The following is an 18028-nucleotide window of genomic DNA, read 5'->3' as shown; positions in this document are numbered from 1 at the left end:
AATTCCGCTTAAGGCTGTCGCGCCGGGCCCGCCGGCCAGTAGCGTTGCGCTCCGCAAGCAGTTCCAGGCGCGGGCGGGGTGGGCAGTGATGCGGTCGGGCGGGTCCGGGCCGTCGCCGGGCCGTGCGGTCGCGGCCGCGGCGCTGGCCCGTGCGGTGCTCATCGCCCGTGCGGCGGCGACGATGAGCGCGGCCGCCGCCGGGCTGCTGCTGGTCGAGGACCGGGCCCGGGTCGTCGCCGTGCTCGCCCTTGTCGCCGTCCTCACCGCCGGCCAGCTGGGTGCCCTCGCCCGGTGGCCGGGCCTGACCGGCCGGCCCGTGGTCGTGCTCGCCGCGGACTTCGCGTTGGTCCTGGCGGTCCTCGCGGTGAGCCGCGGCGGGATCGCCTACTTCTGCTACGCCGCCGGCGCCGGCGCGCTCGCCGGGGTCGTGCTCGGCCTGCGGGCGCTGCCGGTGTGGGTCACGCACGCCGCGGTGAGCTTCGCCGTGGCGGCCGAGGTGCTGCACCGCAGCGCCCCGCCGGCGGACATCGCGGCGTTCGTCGTCGCGTTGCCCATGGCCGGCGCCCTGGCGGGGCTCGGCGCGGTGGTCGCGACCACGGCCCTGGCCCGGCACCTGGAGCTGTCCACGAGCCTGCTGGTGGCCGCGCAGCGCTCCGCGGCCGCGTCGGAGCGGGCCCGGCTCGCCCGGGAGCTGCACGACTCGGTGAGCAAGACGCTGCGCGGGGTGTCGCTGGCGGCGCTGGCGCTGCCGTCGTCGCTGCGCCGGCAGCCGGCGCTGGCCGAGCACCTGGCCGGCACCGTCGCGGCCGGCGCGACCGCGGCCGCCCGGCAGGCCCGGGAGCTGCTGCAGGAGATGCGCCTCGACGTGCCGGACCGGGACCTCACCACCGGCGTCGCCGGGATCTGCGCGGCGTGGAGCGCGGCGTCCGGCATCCCGGTGCGCACCGAGCTGCACGACGTCGACCCTCCGATCGAGGTCGGGTACGAGATGACCCGGATCCTGCGGGAGGCCCTGGCGAACGTGGCGAGGCACGCGCACGCCCGGCAGGTCGTGGTGCGGCTGGCGCCGTCGCGGCGGGGCGTGGTGCTGGAGGTGACCGACGACGGGACCGGCTTCACGGTGCCGGACGACCTGTCGCGGCTGCAGTCGGCGAGCCACTTCGGCATCGTCGGCATGGCGGAGCGGGCCCGCATCGCCGGCGGCCGGCTGTACCTGGACTCGGCACCCGGCGCGGGCAGCACCGTCGCCGTGCACGTGCCACTGGAGGCCCCGGCCCACCCGCGCTTCGTAGGAGCACCGTGACCGGCACCGGCAGCCCCGACGGCGACGCCGCGGCCGGCGACGCCGGCGCGGTGATCGGCGTCCTCGTCGTCGACGACAACCCGATCGTGCGGGCGGCGATCCGCGGCATCCTCGACGGCGACGACCGGCTGCGGGTCCTCGCCGAGGCGGCCAACGGCCGGGAGGCCCTCGACGCGGCCCGGCGGCTGCGGCCCGAGGTCACCCTCCTCGACCACCGCATGCCGGTCGCCGACGGGCTGTCGGTGATCGGCACGCTCGCGCAGTACTCGACGGTGCTCGTGCTGACCAGCGACGACCATCCGGAGCTGATCCGCGCGATGCTGCACCACGGCGCCCGCGGCTACCTCGTGCACGGCGAGTTCGACCCGGTGGAGCTGCTGCGCGCGGTGCACGAGGTGGCGCGGGGCCGCGGCTGGCTGTCGCCGGTCGCCGCGTCGGTGGCCGCGTCCGTGGTGCGCGACCAGGTCGACCGGGAGCGGGTCGCGCACCGGCACGCCGAGCGCCGCCGCCTGGCCCGGTCCCGGTTCGGGCTCACCGACCGGGAGGAGGACGTCATGCACCTGCTGTGCCGGGGGCTGACGAACGCGCAGATCGCCCGGCAGCTGCTGCTGACGGAGAAGACGGTGAAGAACCACCTGAACCACGTGTTCGCGAAGCTGCACGTGCGCAGCCGCACCGAGGCCGTGGTGCGCTGGAGCGAGGCCGAGTAACCGCCGCCGGCACGGTGGCGTGGCAGCATCAGGCGGCATGTGGGTGCCCTCCGACGACGAGATCCGTGCGCTGCACGAGCGGCACGCGCCGAGCGAGGCGGTGTTCGACCTGGTGTGGACGCACTGCCGGATCGTATGGCGCATCGCCGAGCAGCTCCTGCCGCGGGCCGGCACACCGGTCGACGCGGCGCTGGTGCGGGCGGGCTGCCTGCTGCACGACATCGGCGTGTACCGGCTGTACGACGCGACCGGCACCCTCGACCACGCCGGCTACGTGCGGCACGGGCTGCTCGGGCACGAGCTGCTGCGCGAGGCGGGGCTGCCGGAGGTCGTGTGCCGGTTCTGCTCCTGCCACACCGGGGTCGGGATCACCCGCGACGACGTGGCCCGGCAGCGGCTGCCGATCCCGCCGGGCGACTACGTCGCGGTGAGCGAGGAGGAGCGGCTGGTCATGTACGCCGACAAGTTCCACAGCAAGAGCAGCCCGCCGCGGTTCGTGCCGGCCGGCGCGTACGAGCGGGCGGTGCGCCGGTTCGGCGACGACAAGGCGGAGCTCTTCGCCGCGATGGTGCGCCGGTACGGCGAGCCCGACCTCGCGGCCCTCGCCGCCGAGTACCGCCACCGCATCGGCTAGCCCCGGCCGGTCCGGCGCCGTCACAGGGTGTCGACGACGATGTCCAGCTCGTGGGGTTTGCGGGCGGTGACGGTGTACCCGGCGTCGCGGATCGCGCCGGCGAGCGCCGCCGGGGTCCTCGGCCGGGCTCCGGCGGTCAGCAGGGCCCGCACGAGGCGGCCCTTGGTGGCCTTGTTGAAGTGGCTGACGACCTTGCCGTCGTGCAGGACCCGGACGGTGACGGCGTTGCGCGGGGCCCACATCGGTGTGTACGCCGAGGAGCGCAGGTCCAGCACGAGCGTGTCGCCGGCGAGCGCGTCGAGGACCGGCGGCAGCGCGGCGCGCCAGTGCGCGGTGAGCGCGCCGGCGGTGGGCAGGCGCACGCCGATCGAGCAGCGGTAGGGCGGGACCCGGTCGGTGGGGCGCAGCACACCCCACAGGCCGGAGAAGATCAGCAGCTGCCGCCGGGCGCGGGCGAGGACGGGCCCGGCGAGGGCCGCGAGGCCGAGCGCGTCGTAGAGGACGCCGGTGTACAGCGCGGCGGCCGGCACCGCCGGGGCGGTGCGCAGGTCGGCGTTGCGCGCGGCCTCGCCGGCCAGGCCCGGGGTCAGCCCGAGGGTGGCCAGGGCGAGCGGCGGGTCGCCGGCGAGCTTCACCAGGTCGTCGATGACCGTGGTGCGGGCGCCGGTCAGCTCGGGCAGGCAGAGCCGGTCGAGGTCCAGGGGCGCGCCGCGGCGCGGGGCCGCGGCCTTGCCCTCGGACGGTGGCAGCAGGATCAGCACCGCCCGAGGGTACAAGCCGCGTCAGGCGTGCCGGCCGGACTGCACGAACGGCATGCCGTGGTGGTTCGTCTGCGCCAGGCGGCTGTTGAGGTTGCCCGCGTTGGCGATCTTGTCGTGGTACGCCTCGCGCCGCCGGGCGACGCACCCGGTCGGCTTGTCGCTGGCCGAGACGAGGTCCGGGTCGAGGTGCGTGTTGAGCCCGTCGCGCAGCAGCATGAGCGCCTCGGCGCGCAGCTGCGAGACCCGCGACTCGGTGACGCCGAGGTCGTGGGCGATCTCCATCATCGGCCGTTCCTGGAAGAAGTACCCCTTGACGACCTTGCCGAGCCGTTCGGGCAGCGCCTCGACGGCGTTGTGCAGGTAGCCGATCCGTTCCCGGTGCAGGATCAGGTCCTCGGGGCCGGCGGCCCGTTCCGGGACCATGTCCTCTGCGCTGCCGGCCGCGAACCCCTGCAGGGACAGCACGGCGGCCCGCTGCACGTCGTCGTCGATCGCCTGCAGCTCGTCGACGCTGACGCCGAGCGCCTCGGCCAGCTCGTGGTTGGTCGGGGTGCGTCCGAGCGCCGCGGTCAGCTCCTGTTGCATCGCGTCGGCCTGCCTGGCTCTGGCCCGCACCGAACGGCTCGCCCAGTCCAGCCCGCGCAGCTCGTCGAGGATGGCGCCGCGGATGCGGGTCGTGGCGAAGCTGCCGAACGGGATGCCCCGGCTCGGGTCGAACGCCTTCGCGGCGCCGGCCAGGGCCGCCATGCCTGCGGACACCAGGTCCTCGCGGCTGACATGGGCGGGCAGGCGTCCGAGCGTCTGGCGGACCAGATGCCCGACGAGTGGCAGGTGCTCGCGGATCAGGTCCTCGAGCTCGCGGCCTTCCAACTGGACCTTGAGCGTGGCACCCTCAAGGGTCGCTGTCATCGGTTCCCCCTCGTGTCTGTGGTGAACCCCGTGCAGGCGGTCCACCTGCTGACACGAAGAACTTTCGGCTACTAAGGGTGCTGTCGCCGTCACTTTCGGGTGCTGTTTGGTTGCGAGCCGGTGAGAGTGCTCAAGATTCGGCGTGTCGCACCTGTCCGCTCAGCGCGCCGACGCGTTCGAACACCGGTACAGTCGCCCGCGATGAATCTTGTGCCGCTCGCACCCCGCCTCCGCCGCGCCGCCCGCCAGCACTTCGGCTGGGACCAGTTGCGCGCAGGACAGCTGCCGCCGATGCGCGCCCTGCTCAAGCGGCGCGACGCCCTCGTGGTGTTACCCACCGGCGGTGGGAAGTCCGCGATCTACCAGGTTCCGGCGATGCTGCTGCCCGGACCCACTGTCGTCATCTCACCACTCCTCGCGTTGCAGCAGGACCAGATCGCCGGACTCAACCGCCGCCGCGACGGCCAGGCGGTCCGGATCAGCTCCGCCGAGACGCCGAACCAGCAGAAGGCCGCCCTGGAGGCGCTGCGCGCCGGCACCGCCAGGTTCCTGTTCATCACGCCCGAGCAGCTGGGCAACCCGGAGCGCCTCGCCGAGGTCCGCGGGCTGCGCCCGAGCCTGGTCGCCGTCGACGAGGCACACTGCGTCTCCGCATGGGGGTACGACTTCCGCCCCGACTACCTGCAGCTCGGCCACCTCATCCGCGAGCTCGGCGACGGCACCCGCCGCCCGGTGATCGTCGCGCTGACCGCGACCGCGTCCCCACCGGTGCGCGCCGACATCACCGAGTCCCTCGGGCTGCGCGACCCGTTCACCCACGTCGCCGGCCTCGACCGGGGCAACCTGGAGCTCGCCGCGGTGCACTGCACCAGCGACGAGCAGCGCTGGCAGCGGCTCCTCGCCCAGGTCCGACAGGAGCCCGCACCGGGCATCGTCTACGCGCCGACCCGCGCGATCGCCGAGCAGTACGCGGCCCGGCTCACCGAGCACGGCGTCGAGGCCGTCGCGTTCCACGCCGGGCTCGCCGCCGGTGAGCGCACCCGCCGGTACACCGACTTCATGGCCGACAAGATCCCGGTCATGGTCGCGACCAGCGCCTTCGGCATGGGCGTCGACAAGCCCAACATCCGCTGGGTGCACCACGTGGCGCTGCCCGACTCCCCCGACAGCTACCTGCAGGAGATCGGCCGGGCCGGCCGCGACGGCGCCCCCGCCCGCACCGTGCTGTTCTTCCGCCCCGAGGACGTGTCGCTGCAACGGTTCTTCGCCGCCGGCGCCCCCGACGGCAAGGAGCTCACGCAGCTGGCCGCCGCGCTGCGCGAGGGCCCGGTGAGCCGCACCGCCCTCGCCACCCGCAGCGGCCTGCCGCCGCGGAAGGTCACGTCGCTGCTGAGCCTGCTCGAGCAGGTCGGCGCCGTCGAGGTGCAGTCCGGCAACAAGCTCAGCACCGCCCGCTACGCGCCGTCCCCGGCGGACGCGTCCCGGCTCGCCCTCGCCCAGTTCGAGCGGCACCAGACGCTGCGGCGCTCCCGGATCGACATGATGCGCCAGTACGCCGAAAGCGCCGGCTGCCGGGGCAACGCGCTGCTCGCCTACTTCGGCGAGCAGGCCGTGCGGGCGTGCGGGCACTGCGACAACTGCGCCGCCGGCACCGTCGTCGTCGACCCGGTCGTGCCGAAGGTCCCCTGGTACCGGCGGCTGCCGCTGCTGCGCCGCCCCGTCACGACCGCGGTGGACGCCGGCGAGATCCCCGTCGCCGCCGACGCGGCCCGGCCGTTCCCGGTCTCCAGCGAGGTCCGGCACACCGCGTGGGGCACCGGCACCGTCATGGCGTACGAGCAGGACCGGGTCGTGGTCCTGTTCGAGGAGGTCGGGTACAAGACGCTGTCGGTGCCGATCGTGCAGAAGTCGAAGCTGCTGGAGCCCGTGTGACCCAGGCGCACCACCGCCGCTCGCCGTAGGCTGCTGGCATGAGCGAGCTCCCCGTCGACCAGCGCGAGTACAACCGCAAGCTGATCGCCGAGTTCCGCGGCAACGGCCGGCGGCTCGAGGACCGGCCGTTGCTGCTGCTCACCACCACGGGCCGCAGGACCGGCCGGCCGCACACCGCGCCGATGATGTACATCCGCGTCGACGGCAGGATGTACGTCATCGCCTCCAACGCGGGCGCCGTCCGCGACCCCGACTGGTACCGCAACCTGGTCGCCGAGCCGGCCGTCACCGTCGAGGCGGAAGGCGAGGAGTACCGCGCCACGGCCCGCCCCGTCGCCGGCGAGGACCGGCCCGTGCTGTGGACCCGGATCGTGGAGCGGTACCCCTTCTTCACCGACCACCAGAACGACGTCGAGCGCAGGATCCCCGTGGTCGAGCTGATCCGCTAGACGGGGCTGATCACCTTGTCCGGTTCGACGTAGTCGCGGCTGGTGCCCTCCAGGTCGCCGGCGTCCCGCGCCCACCAGGTGCCGTCGCGGTACTGCTCGGGCAGCTCGTCCTCCCACGGGTCCAGCTGGAGCCCTTCGATCGCGTCGAACCACGCGTCACGCCGCGACGCCGGCAGGCGCCCGCCGCACCACGGGCAGTACCCGATCACGACCACGGACGTGCCGCCGTCGCGGACCGGCAGCCCGTACTCGTCGAACTTCGCGTCGTACACGACGACCACGTCCGGGTCGTCCTCGCCGGCCTCCGACTCGGACCGGGCCAGTTGCGCACGCATACCGTCGCAGCAGTGTTTCCGCACGGCACGCAGTATGCCGGGCGGGGCCGACCGGCGCACCTGTCAGGTGTCCGGCTCTGGGACAACTGTCGTTTCGGGGATAGTCCAGGCCCCTGAGCACGGTATACGCTCCCGCCACGGCAGTTGAACGGCTGGCACGTTTGCGTGATTCGACGCCATCACGGCGCTCGTAGTGTCAACACCAGCGCCAGAAACACCACCTGAATCGCAAACTCCACACCCCCGCAATACCGAGAGGACTTCACCATGAGCGAGTACGACGGCGGCATGGACTACGGTCACGTCGAGGCCGGCCAGGAGCACGAGTCGCTGGACCAGCTGCACCAGGTCAACGCCAGCGAGTCCGACTACAACAACCAGTTCAACGTCTACGAGCAGGACCACGCCGCGGCCGAGTCCACCTCGTTCGACCAGGGCCGCCACGTCGAGTTCACCGGCGCGGACGGCTCGCACTACGAGGAGTCGAACTTCACGTCGTACGACCACTCGGCCGCCGAGTCGGACCACATCTTCGCCGCCGAGGGCAGCGAGTCCTCGCACCAGGCCGAGTTCTCGCAGCTCGACGCCCTGCGGGCGCAGCTGAACTCCGCCTTCTCCGAGGCCACCGTCATCGACACCGACACCCCGCCGTCGATCGCCGCCGGCTGATCTCCGCATCTGCCACACATGCACCCGGCGCGCCGGTCCGTGGGTATTCTTGCCACGGCCCGGCGCGCCGCGCTTTTCGAGCCACCGCCCGCCCGGGGTCCCGCAGCACGCGGATGCTGGCGGCGACCGTCTCCCGCAGCGGCGAGATCGCGAACCGCACCCGCGCGACCCCGCCGGCGGACAGTCCGATGGCGACCATGCAGTCCAGGCTGAAACGTTGGAGCGGCACCGCGGCCGCCGGGAAGATGGTGGGCATGACCGGCGCTGCCCTGTTCCGCTCCCTGCACGACCCCGCCGACCCGCTCGTCCTCGTCAACGCGTGGGACGCCGCCTCCGCGCGGATCGTCGCCGCCGCCGGGGCCCGGGCGGTCGCCACCACCTCCGCCGGGGTGGCGTGGACGCTCGGCGTGCCCGACGGTGACGCGTTGAGCCGGGAGGCGATGCTCGCGCACCTGGCGCGGGTCGTCGCCGCGGTGGACGTGCCGGTGACCGCGGACGTCGAGTCGGGGTTCGGCGCGCCGCCGGACGACGTCGCCGACACGCTGCGCGGGGTCGCCGCGGCCGGTGCCGTCGGCGTCAACCTCGAGGACTCGGTCCGCGGGGCCGCCCCCGGCCTGCGCCCGGTCGCCGACCAGGTGGCCAGGCTCGCCGCCGCCCGCGCCGCCGCGCCCGAGGTCTACATCAACGCGCGGATCGACACGTACCTGCGCGGCGCAAAGGATTTCGACGGTACGGTGGCGCGGGCGCTCGCCTACCTGGACGCCGGCGCGAGCGGGATCTTCGTGCCCGGCGTGGTGGACGCGGACACCGTCGGCGCGCTGGCCGCGGCGATCCCGGCGCCGCTGAACATCCTCGTCGGGCCGGGCGCGCCGCCGGTCGCCGAGCTCGGCAAGCTGGGCGTGGCCCGGGTCAGTCTCGGCTCGTGGGTGGCGGAGGCGGCGTACGGGGTCGCCCGTCGCGCCGCGCAGGAGGCGTTCGGCGCGGGCACGTACACGAGCCTCGCCGGCGCCATCGAGTACGGCGACCTGCAGGCGCTGATGTCGCCCTGACCCGGGCACCGCCCGCCCTCCCGCAGCGCCGCCGCGGGGCCACCGTAGCGCCGCCGGCGGGGTTACCGCAGCAGCCGCAGCGCGGTCCTGATCGGCAGCCGTTCGACGGTGCGTTCGAACGACGTCTCCCCCAGGCAGAACCGCTCGAACATGCGCCACCCCGGCGGGGTCCGCAGCATCGCATGGAACAGCCCGGGCCGCCGGCTGAACGTGTCCAGCAGCCGCCGCCCCGCCGTCATCGCCGGCACGAGGGTCCGCTCGACGGCGGTGACGTACCCATCCAGGTCGCCGGTCGCGGCGGCCGCGCCGGCGAGGGCGCCCGAGCGCACCGCGAAGCTGATCCCCTCCCGGGTCCACGGCTCCAGCAGGCCCGCCGCGTCGCCGGCGACCAGGACCCGGCCGGTGCGCAGCGGCGACGCGGGGGTCCGGCAGCGGGTCAGGTGGCCTGAGTCGTGCACGGGTTCGATGCCGTCCAGGCCGAGGCGGGTGACGAAGTCGCGCAGGTACCGTTTCGTCCGCTCGCCCTGCCCGCGGGCCGCGATCACGCCGACGGTGAGCACGTCGTCCTTCGGGAACACCCACGCGTACGAGCCGGGCAGCGGACCCCAGTCGATGAGCACCCGCCCCTTCCACCGCGCCGCCACGCCGGCCGGCACCGGCAGCTCGACCTCCAGGCCGAGGTCGACCTGGCCGTACTCGACGCCGGCGTGCCGGGCAGTGATCCCGGACGAGCCGTCGGCGCCGATCACGGTCGTGCCGGTGACCGCCGAGCCGTCGGCGAGCCGGACGGTGACGGCGCCGGCGGACTGTTCCAGTGCCCGTACCGTCGCCGACTGCCGCACGACCGCGCCGGCCTTCTCCGCGGCGAGGCGCAACGCGTCGTCGAACTGCGGCCTGCGCACCATCTGCAGCAGCGGCCCGCGGCGGGCGGACCGGCTGAACGGGCGGCGGCCGTCGTGTGTGAAGTCGGCCCGCACGATGTGGTCGTCGGCCGGGATCTCGATGCGGTCGGTGACCTCCCGCACGGTGAAACCGATCAGTCCGCCGCCGCAGGTCTTGTACCGCGGGTGCACCGCCTTCTCCAGCACGAGCGTCCTCGCCCCGCCGGTCGCCGCCGCGTGCGCCGCGGACAGCCCGGAGGGCCCGCCGCCGACGACCACGACGTCCCAGTCCGGCCGACCCGCGTCGCCGCTCCCGTTCGCATCCACCCGAGCAGCGTAGAGGTCCGCTCTCACAGGTGAGATTGGCCTCGTGTGATGCAGACGTCATCCGAATGAGTGACCGATCTGTTTCACTGGCGGAATGTCGGCGATCGACCATCTCATCCATGCCAATGAGCAGTACACCACCACGTTTCCCGGGCCCCGCCCGTTGCGGCCCAAGCTGCGGCTGGCCGTCATCGCGTGCATGGACTCCCGCCTGGACCTGTTCGGCGCGCTGGGCCTCGAAATCGGCGACGCGCACCTGATCCGTAACGCCGGCGGCCTGCCGACGGAGGAGGTGCTGCGCTCCCTGGCGATCAGCCAGCGGCTGCTCGGCACCCGTGAGGTCGTGCTGATCCACCACACCGAGTGCGGCATGCAGGGCTTCGAAGACGACAAGTTCCGCGCGACGCTCACCGCCGAGACGGGCCGGGCGCCGAGCTGGGACGTGCCCGGCTTCAGCGACCTGCACGACACGATGCGCGCCTCCATCGAGGCGGTCCATGCGTGCGAGTGGCTCCCGCACCGCGAGGACGTGCGCGGGTTCATCTTCGACGTGGCCACCGCAAAGATCGAAGAGGTGCGCTGAGCGCGGTGCGCTCCTTCGTCGTGACGGGCGGCGGCCGCGGCGTCGGCCGTGCCGTCGTCATGCGGCTGCTGCGCGACGACGACACCGCCGTCGTCGTGCTCGAACGCGACCCGTCGGCGCTGGCGTGGCTCCCGTCGGCCGGGGCGCGTCTCGTGGGGCTCAGCGGCGACGCCGCTGACGGTCTCGTCACCGATCATGCGGCCGACCTCGCCGAGGCCCGGGGCCCGCTCGCCGGCTGGGTCAACAACGCCGCCGTGTTCCGCGACGCGTGGATCGACACGGTACCGCCCTCCGAGGTCCTCGCACACATCGTGGCGAACCTGGCACCGGCCGTGGCCGGCAGCGCCACCGCCGTGCGCCGCTTCCGCGCGGCGGGCCACGGCGGCGCCATCGTCAACGTCTCCTCGCACCAGGCGCAACGCCCGGTGCGGGGGGCGCTGCCGTACACGACGGCGAAGGCCGCCATCGAGGGCCTCACCCGCGCCCTCGCCGTCGACCACGGCCTGCACGGCATCCGCGTCAACGCCGTCGCCCTCGGCTCGATCGGCACCGAACGTTCGGACGCGTACCTCGCCGCCCGCCCACCGGACGAAGCCGCCCACATTCTGGACGAGCTCGCCGTCCTGCACCCGCTCGGCCGGCCCGGCGACGCCACCGAGGTCGCCGAGGCGGTCGCGTTCCTGCTCTCCCCGGCGTCGTCCTTCATCTCCGGCGCCGTCCTGCCGGTCGACGGCGGCCGCGCCGCGAGGGGCGCCGACCCGGAGGCCCGCTGAGGACCTTTTCCCTGTTCACCGGCCCGCTCCCGCGGCCGGTCCCGGCGGCGCCTCCATCCGCTGATCGCCGGTTCCGCCGGGTTTCCGTGCGTTGAGGGCAAACTGCGGGGGTTCCCGCGAGGGGTGACGGACCGCCACAAACGCCGACGATGCTGCACGATCGATCCCATGCGATACGGGGGACGGCTGAACCGCATCGAGTTCACCGCGCTGATCGACCAGCGGGCGAACCGGATCCGTGCGAGTGCCGCCGCGCTGCCGTTGTACGGGATGGCCGGCTGGTCCGGTCCGTGCCGCATCGGCGGCTGGGCCTGGGACGACGACCGGCTCGTGCACGCCGGCCTCACCTACGGCGACCCGGCGGCCGGCGGCGGCTGGGTCGAGGTCGTCACCACCGCCGGCCCTCCGCTGCCGCTGCTCATCGACATGCGGGTCGCCGCCGTCATGCCGCAGCCGCCGGAGGACCGCAAGACCTACGAACGCAACCTCCGCGCCGCCTCCACCCCCGCCCCCCACCGGGTCGGCATCACGGTCGACGGCGTCCCGAAACCCTTCCAGCGCTGGCCCGACCAGCAGGTCACGCCGGCGCAGAAGGGCTGGCTGGCCGCCCTCGACGAGGTGCCCGGCCTGCTGCTGCGCGTGTCGGAGCTGGCACCGGCCGACATCAAGCTGGCGAGGGTCGGCGACCTGGAGCCCCACCTGGCGGGCACGAGGACCCAGCTCCTCGCCGGCTACGACGAGGACCCGGACGCCTGACCCGGCACCGGCCGCCGCTATCCGCCGGGGGCGACGCCATCCGCCGGGGCGACGCCCTGGGTCAGCACGGCGGACGCGCTCACCCCCGTCAGTACCGCGACGCCAGCGCCTGCGCGAAGTTGACCCGTTGCAGCGCCTCGGCCGCGTGCTGCGGCGAGTACACGACCTCCCGCGCCATGTAGTGGTACTGCCCCGCCTGCACCGACACGATCAGCGGCCCCGACATGGTGTGCGTCTTCGCGGTCAGGAACAGCAGCCCGAACAGCAGGAGCAGGCTCAGCCCGCACGTGAACGGCGCCAGGATCACGGCAAGGATCGCGCTCGTCACACCCAGCCCGATCCCCCAGCCGGCCGTCGTCGCCATCGGCACCGGCTGCGAGATCACCATCCACCGGCTCCCATGGATCGGCCACACCCCGACCGGGGTGTAGATGGCGCGGCCGTCGACCCGCACGTCACCGATCTGCACGTCAGGCCCGTTGTACGCAGGCAGCTCACCGCCACCACCGCTGTAAGGCATGGGCAACGTCACGTGAGCATTGTGACGCCTCCCCACCGCGCGCGGGAGCCCCTCACCCGACCGCTGCTCCTCGTCCGGACAGCTGGCCGCGGTAACCGGGCCAGGCAGGCCCAGCCGGCTTGTCTCCCGCGCGAGGCCAGCGGGCATGTCTCCCGCGCCGGCGGGGGCGGCGAGCTTGCGGGTGATCGAATACCCGGCGGTGTGCACGGTGCGCTCCTCACCCCGGCGGAGGAGCCGGCACGGTCACCGACTCCTCCGGCGCTCCCGGACGGCCGCTCAGGCGAGACGGCGCCCGGTCGCGAGACTGCGGCCGGTTACGCGAGACCGGCAGCGCCGATCAGGCGTAGGCGGCGGCCAGCCACTCCGACCAGGTCCGCTCCGCGGCCTCCTGCTCGACGTCGGCGAACACGTGGTGACTGGTGAAGATCATGCCGCCGCCACCGACGAACCGCAGCAGCGCGTCGTCGGTGCGCACGCCCAGGAAGCCGGGCTCTGCCAGCACGTCGACGACGCCGGTGACGTCCTCGCCGTCGAACGTGAACTGCGCCTTGTCGCCCTCGCTGACCGGGCCGGTCAGGCCGACGGCGGTGAGGATGCGGGCCCACGCCTGCTCCTGGTCGGACTGCTGCGGCCCGAACGCGGTCACCGGCACCGCGGTGCGTCCCGGGAAGTGCACCAGATACTGCTGGAGGGTGCGCAGGTAGAGCGGGTTGCCCTTGCGCAGCGCGTCATACTGCTCCTCCCAGTCGCCGGTCAGGATGCCGCTGTGCACCAGGCGCAGGGCGGTGCTGCCGCCGTCACGGCCTTCGACCAGATACTCGAACGCCATGAACGCGCCGCTGTCGTCGGGGTCGCCGCGGTAGGCGAAGTGGTGCGGCGGCTCCCAGGCGGTGACCGTCGACTCGGCGGTGTAGCCGGGCATGGTCAGGGAGCCACGGCCGCCGACCCCGGGCTCGACCTCGCTCCTGCCCATGAACCAGGAGTCGATGCCGGGGCCGGTGGCGATGGCGTCCCAGACCTGCTCGGGCGTGGCGGCGATGTCGATGTCGTGGGTGAGCTCGAACTCGTGCGACATGTCAGGACTCCTTGGTCTCGGGCCGGTGCTGGTGCTGGATCTGGACGTCGATGTCGGCGTCGACGGCCGCCGCGTCCACCCGGTGCGTGGCGTCGGGACGCAGGCTCGGGTGGACCGCGACGATGACGCGGTGGTCGCGGCCGCCTTCGGCCTGCTCGTCGTGGTAGCGACTGACGAGCCCGGCGACGGCCGCGGTCAGCTCCTGGACGAACGCGGCCCGGTCCGCCGCGGAGGCGAACCGCACCGTGCCGTCGAGCGCGAACGTGGCGACCGGCTTGCCCGCCCGGGCGGCGCCGGTGATGAGCGCGCCGACCTCCTTGACGAGGCGGGCGGCGACCGCGAGCAGCCACCGCGCGGACAGCTTGTCGGGCGACCGGTCGGGGTCGGGTGCGACAGGGGCGAGCGCGGCCGGCGAGATCACGAACGACGCCGCGGTGGCCCGCAGCACGCGCTCGGTGACGTTGCCTTTGCGCCGCTCCTCGACCAGCTCGACGAGACCGTGCGCCTCGAGGGTCTTCAGGTGGTAATTCACCTTCTGGCGGGGCAGGCCGAGGAGCGCCGCGAGGCTGGTCGCCGAGTGCGGCTCCGCCAGCAGCGCCAGCAGCCGCGCCCGGATCGGGTCCAGCGCCACCTCTGCGGCGCCTGACTCCTCGATGACTCCGACTTCCAACATGCAGACACCGTAACGGCCGACAACTTCTCCTGTCAAGACAAGAAAAATTGTCGGCCCGTAGGCGCACATGCGTCGAGCCGGAAGACCTGGGCGGGTAGGTCTTCCGGCTCGACTGTTCCTGAGCAAGGTCGCGCCCCCTGAAGCGGGGTGAGAGAGCGCTCTCTCAAGAGACCACGAGTGTTACGCCGCGGTTGCCGTGCCGTCAAGACACACTTCTATCGCGACGTAAAAAATCCACAAATATCGCATCCGCAAGGCACCCCGGGCGCCCCACCGACCTTGACTCCGGTACGGGCCCCCACTTTAATGACGACATTATTTAAGTCTCGATAGAAACTGGTCGCGGCAACACACCCGTTCGGCTGGGACCAGCACCACCCCGACCTGTCGAGCGCGCGACCGTCACACCGCAGCCCCGACCCCTGCGGTCGCTTCGGCACGCCGGTCGGCACCCACCGAAAGGGCAGACACCGTGTCGGGACGACACAGGATCGCGGCGTCACTCATGGCGGCCGCCCTGCTGACCGGCTCGCTCGCGGCGTGCGGCGAGCCCGTGGCGGACGCCAAGACCCTGACGTACTGGGCGAGCAACCAGGGCAGCAGTCTCGAGTTCGACAAGCAGACCCTCGCGCCGGTCCTCGAGCGCTTCGAGCAGAAGACCGGCATCCACGTCAAGGTCGAGGTCGTGCCGTGGTCGGACCTGCTCAACCGGCTCCTCGCCGCCGCCACGTCCGGGCGCGGCCCCGACGTGGTCAACATCGGCAACACCTGGTCGGCGTCGCTGCAGGCGACCAACGCGCTCATCGCGTTCGACCCGCAGGCGTTCGAGCGCATCGGCGGCCGGGACCGGTTCGTGCCGGCCGCGCTCGCCGCGGCGGGCGCCCCGGGCAAGGCCCCGGCGGCCGTGCCGCTGTACTCGCTGTCGTACGCGCTCTACTACAACAAGCAGATGTTCGCCGACGCGGGCATCAGCAGGCCCCCGGCGACCTGGGAGGAGCTCGTCGAGGTCGGCAAGCGCCTCACCAACGGCAAGCAGTGGGGACTGGCGATCGAGGGCGCGAACCCGTCGGAGAACGCCCACCACGCGTTCACGTTCAGCCAGCAGTACGGCGGTGCGTGGTTCGACGCCGGCGGCAAGCCGACGTTCGACACCGACCAGAACGTCAAGGCGGTCAAGCGGTACATCGACCTCATGGCGGTCGACAAGATCGTCAACCCGAGCAACGCCGAGTACGCCAAGAACGAGTCGCTGTCGGACTTCGCCAACCGCAAGGCGGCGATGCTGCTGTGGCAGGCGGCCGGGTCGGCGTTCCAGGCACAGGGCATGAGCCCCGAGGAGTACGGCATCGCCCAGGTGCCGTTCCCGGCGAACCCGCCGCCGGGCGGCAAGCGGGTCAACAGCATGGTCGCCGGGATCAACATCGCCGTCTTCCGGCACAGCAGGAACCTGGAGGGGGCGATGGAGTTCGTGAAGTTCATGACCAGCGACGCCGAGCAGGTCGCCCTCAACAAGGTGTACGGCTCGCTGCCGTCGGTGAAGGCCGCCCTGACCGACCCGGCGTTCCAGGCGCCGGAGCAGAAGATCCTCGCCGAGGTGCTCGGCTCCACCGCCGCGCCGCTGCCGCAGGTCACCACCGAGAGCCAGTTCGAGACCCTGGTCGGCGCGGTGATGAAGGAGCAGTTCGCCAACGCGGCGAACAACAAGCCGATCACCGAGGCCGCCATCCGGGCGAAGCTGCGGGCCGTCGAGCAACGGATGAAGGGATGAACGCCCCCCGTCCCGGACGGGGGCACACGCCCGTGCCGGCGGCCGCGCGCCCGCGCGGGTCCGCCACGGTGCCGGCGCGCCGCCCGACGCACGCCGCGCCCGACGTGCGCCAGCACCACGCCCGGGCCGTCGGCGCACCGCCCCCGCGCCGCCTCAGCGAGGGGCAGCGCCGCCGCCGGCGGCTGTGGCGCACGAAGTACCTGCCGTACCTGCTGGTCGCGCCGGCGGTCGTGCTGGAGGTCGCGATCCACGTCGTGCCGATGCTCACCGGCGTGTGGATGAGCCTGCTGGAGCTGACCCAGTTCCACATCCAGGACTGGTCGACGGCGCCGTTCGTCGGGCTGGACAACTACGGCGCGACCGTCGACTTCAGCAGCGAGACCGGTCGGGCCCTGGCGAAGTCGTTCGGCATCACCGTGCTGTACACGTCGCTGTCGGTGTTCGTGTCGTGGCTGTTCGGCCTGTCCGCGGCGGTGTTCCTGCAACGGCCGTTCCGGGGCCGGGCCCTGCTGCGCACGCTGTTCCTGACCCCCTACGCGCTGCCGGTGTACGCCGCCGTCATCACCTGGGGGTTCCTGTTCCAGCGGGACACGGGCCTGGTCAACCACGTCCTGGTCGACCAGCTCGGCCTGGTCGACGGGGAGCGGCCGTTCTGGCTCATCGGCGAGAACAGCTTCTGGGCGCTGCTGGTGGTCTCGGTGTGGCGGACCTGGCCGTTCGCGCTGCTGTGCATCACCGCGGGGCTGCAGAACGTGCCGGCGGAGATGTACGAGGCGGCCGCGATCGACGGCGCCGGCTTCTGGCGGCGGCTGAGCTCGGTGACGCTGCCGTCGCTGCGCCCGATCAACCAGGTGCTGCTGCTGGTGCTGTTCCTGTGGACGTTCAACGACTTCAACACCCCGTACGTGCTGTTCGGCGGGTCCGCCCCACCGGAGGCGGACCTCATCTCGATCCACATCTACAACAGCTCGTTCAGCACCTGGGACTTCGGCATGGGCTCGGCGATGTCCGTGGTCCTGCTGCTGTTCCTGCTGCTGGTGACGGCCGTGTACCTGATCGTCACGAACCGCAGGAGGATCCATGCGTGAGGGCAGGGGCGAGCGGATCGCCCGCTGGATCGTGCTGAGCTTCCTCGCGCTGTTCGTGCTCACGCCGCTGTTCGTGATGGTGAGCTCGGCGTTGAAGCCGCTGCAGGACGTGCAGGACTCCTTCACGTGGCTGCCCTCGACGCTGACCTTCCAGGCGTTCGTGGACATGTGGAGCACCGTCCCGCTCGGCAACTACCTGCGCAACAGCGTGGTCGTGGCGTCGGTCGCGGCGGTGTTCTCCGTGTCGATCGCGGTGTTCGCCGCGTTCGCGATCAGCCGGTACCGCTTCCGCGGGCGGGGCGTGTTCTCGGTGGCGGTGCTGTCGACGCAGATGTTCCCCGGCATCCTGTTCCTGCTGCCGCTGTTCCTGATCTACGTGAACCTCGGCACGGCGACCGGGCTCGAGCTGTACCAGACGCGCCTCGGGCTGGTCATCACGTACCTGACGTTCTCGCTGCCGTTCTCGATCTGGATGCTGGTCGGCTACTTCGACTCGATCCCGCGGGGACTGGACGAGGCGGCGCAGGTCGACGGCGCCGGCGCGATGCGCACACTGTTCAAGGTCATCCTGCCCACGGCGGTGCCCGGCATCGTCGCGGTCACCGTGTACGCGTTCATGACCGCGTGGGGTGAGGTGCTGTTCGCGTCGATCATGACCGACCAGGACAGCCGCACCCTCGCGGTCGGCCTGCAGGCCTACTCCACGCAGTTCCAGGTGTACTGGAACCAGGTGATGGCCGCGTCCCTGGTCGTCAGCGTCCCGGTCGTGGCCGGGTTCCTGGCGCTGCAGCGGTACTTCGTCGCCGGCCTGACGGCCGGCGCGGTCAAATGAA

At 72.7% G+C, this 18028-nt stretch carries 20 protein-coding genes; 13 read left to right on the top strand and 7 right to left on the bottom strand.

Annotated features, from left to right (window positions below; translation table 11 throughout):
• Positions 1–88: 88 nt before the first annotated feature.
• The 3 genes from AB0H83_RS16695 to AB0H83_RS16685 are packed head-to-tail and all read left to right on the top strand — an operon-like array spanning position 89 to position 2647.
• Positions 89–1303, top strand: coding sequence for an ATP-binding protein (locus AB0H83_RS16695; protein ID WP_360093720.1), 1215 nt, complete (start codon positions 89–91; stop codon positions 1301–1303).
• Positions 1300–2013: a response regulator transcription factor gene (locus AB0H83_RS16690; RefSeq protein ID WP_360093717.1), complete on the top strand. Its 714-nt coding sequence runs from the start codon at positions 1300–1302 to the stop codon at positions 2011–2013. The genes AB0H83_RS16695 and AB0H83_RS16690 overlap by 4 nt, the downstream gene beginning before the upstream one ends.
• Positions 2014–2050: 37 nt before the next feature.
• Positions 2051–2647: an HD domain-containing protein gene (locus tag AB0H83_RS16685; RefSeq protein WP_360093790.1), complete on the top strand. Its 597-nt coding sequence runs from the start codon at positions 2051–2053 to the stop codon at positions 2645–2647.
• Positions 2648–2667: 20 nt separating this feature from the next.
• Here AB0H83_RS16685 and AB0H83_RS16680 read toward each other — a convergent pair whose 3' ends face one another.
• A complete protein-coding gene (locus tag AB0H83_RS16680) occupies positions 2668–3408 on the bottom strand; it encodes a peroxide stress protein YaaA (protein WP_360093714.1) in 741 nt (246 codons plus the stop codon).
• Between the two features lie 21 nt (positions 3409–3429).
• On the bottom strand, positions 3430–4317 hold the full coding sequence (locus AB0H83_RS16675; protein ID WP_360093711.1) for a sigma-70 family RNA polymerase sigma factor: 888 nt from the start codon (positions 4315–4317) through the stop codon (positions 3430–3432).
• 201 nt (positions 4318–4518) lie between these two features.
• Between AB0H83_RS16675 and AB0H83_RS16670 the strand changes: the two genes are divergently transcribed.
• On the top strand, positions 4519–6249 hold the full coding sequence (locus tag AB0H83_RS16670) for a RecQ family ATP-dependent DNA helicase (RefSeq protein ID WP_360093708.1): 1731 nt from the start codon (positions 4519–4521) through the stop codon (positions 6247–6249).
• A gap of 38 nt (positions 6250–6287) precedes the next feature.
• Complete coding sequence (locus tag AB0H83_RS16665) at positions 6288–6698, top strand: nitroreductase/quinone reductase family protein (protein WP_360093705.1); 411 nt, start codon at positions 6288–6290, stop codon at positions 6696–6698.
• Here the strand turns inward: AB0H83_RS16665 and AB0H83_RS16660 are convergent.
• The gene (locus tag AB0H83_RS16660; RefSeq protein ID WP_360093702.1) at positions 6695–7033 is read right to left on the bottom strand and encodes a hypothetical protein; all 339 of its coding nucleotides are present in this window, start codon (positions 7031–7033) and stop codon (positions 6695–6697) included. The two genes, AB0H83_RS16665 and AB0H83_RS16660, sit on opposite strands and share 4 nt — an antisense overlap.
• A gap of 267 nt (positions 7034–7300) precedes the next feature.
• Here AB0H83_RS16660 and AB0H83_RS16655 point away from each other — a divergent pair, with 267 nt between their 5' ends.
• Both AB0H83_RS16655 and AB0H83_RS16650 read left to right on the top strand, forming a co-directional pair.
• Positions 7301–7702, top strand: coding sequence for a hypothetical protein (locus AB0H83_RS16655; protein ID WP_360093699.1), 402 nt, complete (start codon positions 7301–7303; stop codon positions 7700–7702).
• 254 nt (positions 7703–7956) lie between these two features.
• Positions 7957–8751 (top strand): isocitrate lyase/phosphoenolpyruvate mutase family protein, encoded by a 795-nt coding sequence (locus AB0H83_RS16650; protein WP_360093787.1) that lies wholly within the window; start codon positions 7957–7959, stop codon positions 8749–8751.
• A gap of 62 nt (positions 8752–8813) precedes the next feature.
• Here the strand turns inward: AB0H83_RS16650 and AB0H83_RS16645 are convergent, their stop codons facing one another.
• Complete coding sequence (locus AB0H83_RS16645) at positions 8814–9959, bottom strand: geranylgeranyl reductase family protein (protein ID WP_360093696.1); 1146 nt, start codon at positions 9957–9959, stop codon at positions 8814–8816.
• Positions 9960–10053: 94 nt separating this feature from the next.
• On the opposite strand from AB0H83_RS16645, the gene AB0H83_RS16640 reads away from it, so the two are divergent.
• The 3 genes from AB0H83_RS16640 (at position 10054) to AB0H83_RS16630 (ending at position 12071) form a co-directional block, all read left to right on the top strand.
• Positions 10054–10542 carry a carbonic anhydrase gene (locus tag AB0H83_RS16640; RefSeq protein ID WP_360093692.1) on the top strand — a complete coding sequence of 163 codons (489 nt, stop codon included), beginning with the start codon at positions 10054–10056 and terminating at the stop codon, positions 10540–10542.
• 5 nt (positions 10543–10547) lie between these two features.
• Entirely contained in the window at positions 10548–11315 is a 768-nt protein-coding gene (locus AB0H83_RS16635; protein WP_360093689.1) for an SDR family oxidoreductase, read from the top strand.
• A 168-nt stretch (positions 11316–11483) separates the two neighbouring features.
• On the top strand, positions 11484–12071 hold the full coding sequence (locus tag AB0H83_RS16630; protein WP_360093686.1) for a hypothetical protein: 588 nt from the start codon (positions 11484–11486) through the stop codon (positions 12069–12071).
• 88 nt (positions 12072–12159) lie between these two features.
• Here the strand turns inward: AB0H83_RS16630 and AB0H83_RS16625 are convergent, their stop codons facing one another.
• From AB0H83_RS16625 to AB0H83_RS16615, 3 genes are all read right to left on the bottom strand, one after another.
• On the bottom strand, positions 12160–12603 hold the full coding sequence (locus AB0H83_RS16625; protein WP_360093683.1) for a hypothetical protein: 444 nt from the start codon (positions 12601–12603) through the stop codon (positions 12160–12162).
• A 325-nt stretch (positions 12604–12928) separates the two neighbouring features.
• Positions 12929–13666 (bottom strand): SRPBCC domain-containing protein, encoded by a 738-nt coding sequence (locus AB0H83_RS16620; protein ID WP_360093680.1) that lies wholly within the window; start codon positions 13664–13666, stop codon positions 12929–12931.
• Between the two features lies 1 nt (position 13667).
• Positions 13668–14339 carry a helix-turn-helix domain-containing protein gene (locus AB0H83_RS16615; protein WP_360093677.1) on the bottom strand — a complete coding sequence of 224 codons (672 nt, stop codon included), beginning with the start codon at positions 14337–14339 and terminating at the stop codon, positions 13668–13670.
• 505 nt (positions 14340–14844) lie between these two features.
• Here AB0H83_RS16615 and AB0H83_RS16610 point away from each other — a divergent pair.
• Genes AB0H83_RS16610 through AB0H83_RS16600 form a run of 3 tightly spaced genes read left to right on the top strand, consistent with a single transcriptional unit; the run spans position 14845 to position 18027 of the window.
• Positions 14845–16107 (top strand): sugar ABC transporter substrate-binding protein, encoded by a 1263-nt coding sequence (locus AB0H83_RS16610; protein ID WP_360093674.1) that lies wholly within the window; start codon positions 14845–14847, stop codon positions 16105–16107.
• Positions 16104–17195, top strand: a complete 1092-nt coding sequence (locus AB0H83_RS16605) for a sugar ABC transporter permease (protein WP_360093671.1) — start codon at positions 16104–16106, stop codon at positions 17193–17195. Before AB0H83_RS16610 ends, AB0H83_RS16605 begins: the two co-directional genes overlap by 4 nt.
• A complete protein-coding gene (locus AB0H83_RS16600; RefSeq protein WP_360093668.1) occupies positions 17188–18027 on the top strand; it encodes a carbohydrate ABC transporter permease in 840 nt (279 codons plus the stop codon). Before AB0H83_RS16605 ends, AB0H83_RS16600 begins: the two co-directional genes overlap by 8 nt.
• Position 18028 lies beyond the last annotated feature (1 nt).

This window comes from Dactylosporangium sp. NPDC050688, assembly GCF_040654515.1.
Lineage (GTDB): Bacteria > Actinomycetota > Actinomycetes > Mycobacteriales > Micromonosporaceae > Dactylosporangium.
This window is presented reverse-complemented; position numbering and strand designations above follow the sequence as displayed.

Bases quoted from the DNA above. Each gene is read 5' to 3' on its own strand.
- AB0H83_RS16610 (WP_360093674.1), top strand. From the start codon at position 14,845: ATGGCGGCCGCCCTGCTGACCGGCTCGCTCGCGGCGTGCGGCGAGCCC.
- AB0H83_RS16650 (WP_360093787.1), top strand. From the start codon at position 7,957: ATGACCGGCGCTGCCCTGTTCCGCTCCCTGCACGACCCCGCCGACCCG.
- AB0H83_RS16600 (WP_360093668.1), top strand. From the start codon at position 17,188: ATGCGTGAGGGCAGGGGCGAGCGGATCGCCCGCTGGATCGTGCTGAGC.
- AB0H83_RS16615 (WP_360093677.1), bottom strand. From the start codon at position 14,339: ATGTTGGAAGTCGGAGTCATCGAGGAGTCAGGCGCCGCAGAGGTGGCG.
- AB0H83_RS16605 (WP_360093671.1), top strand. From the start codon at position 16,104: ATGAACGCCCCCCGTCCCGGACGGGGGCACACGCCCGTGCCGGCGGCC.
- AB0H83_RS16675 (WP_360093711.1), bottom strand. From the start codon at position 4,317: ATGACAGCGACCCTTGAGGGTGCCACGCTCAAGGTCCAGTTGGAAGGC.
- AB0H83_RS16665 (WP_360093705.1), top strand. From the start codon at position 6,288: ATGAGCGAGCTCCCCGTCGACCAGCGCGAGTACAACCGCAAGCTGATC.
- AB0H83_RS16670 (WP_360093708.1), top strand. From the start codon at position 4,519: ATGAATCTTGTGCCGCTCGCACCCCGCCTCCGCCGCGCCGCCCGCCAG.
- AB0H83_RS16655 (WP_360093699.1), top strand. From the start codon at position 7,301: ATGAGCGAGTACGACGGCGGCATGGACTACGGTCACGTCGAGGCCGGC.
- AB0H83_RS16660 (WP_360093702.1), bottom strand. From the start codon at position 7,033: ATGCGTGCGCAACTGGCCCGGTCCGAGTCGGAGGCCGGCGAGGACGAC.
- AB0H83_RS16620 (WP_360093680.1), bottom strand. From the start codon at position 13,666: ATGTCGCACGAGTTCGAGCTCACCCACGACATCGACATCGCCGCCACG.
- AB0H83_RS16695 (WP_360093720.1), top strand. From the start codon at position 89: ATGCGGTCGGGCGGGTCCGGGCCGTCGCCGGGCCGTGCGGTCGCGGCC.
- AB0H83_RS16640 (WP_360093692.1), top strand. From the start codon at position 10,054: ATGTCGGCGATCGACCATCTCATCCATGCCAATGAGCAGTACACCACC.
- AB0H83_RS16630 (WP_360093686.1), top strand. From the start codon at position 11,484: ATGCGATACGGGGGACGGCTGAACCGCATCGAGTTCACCGCGCTGATC.
- AB0H83_RS16685 (WP_360093790.1), top strand. From the start codon at position 2,051: ATGTGGGTGCCCTCCGACGACGAGATCCGTGCGCTGCACGAGCGGCAC.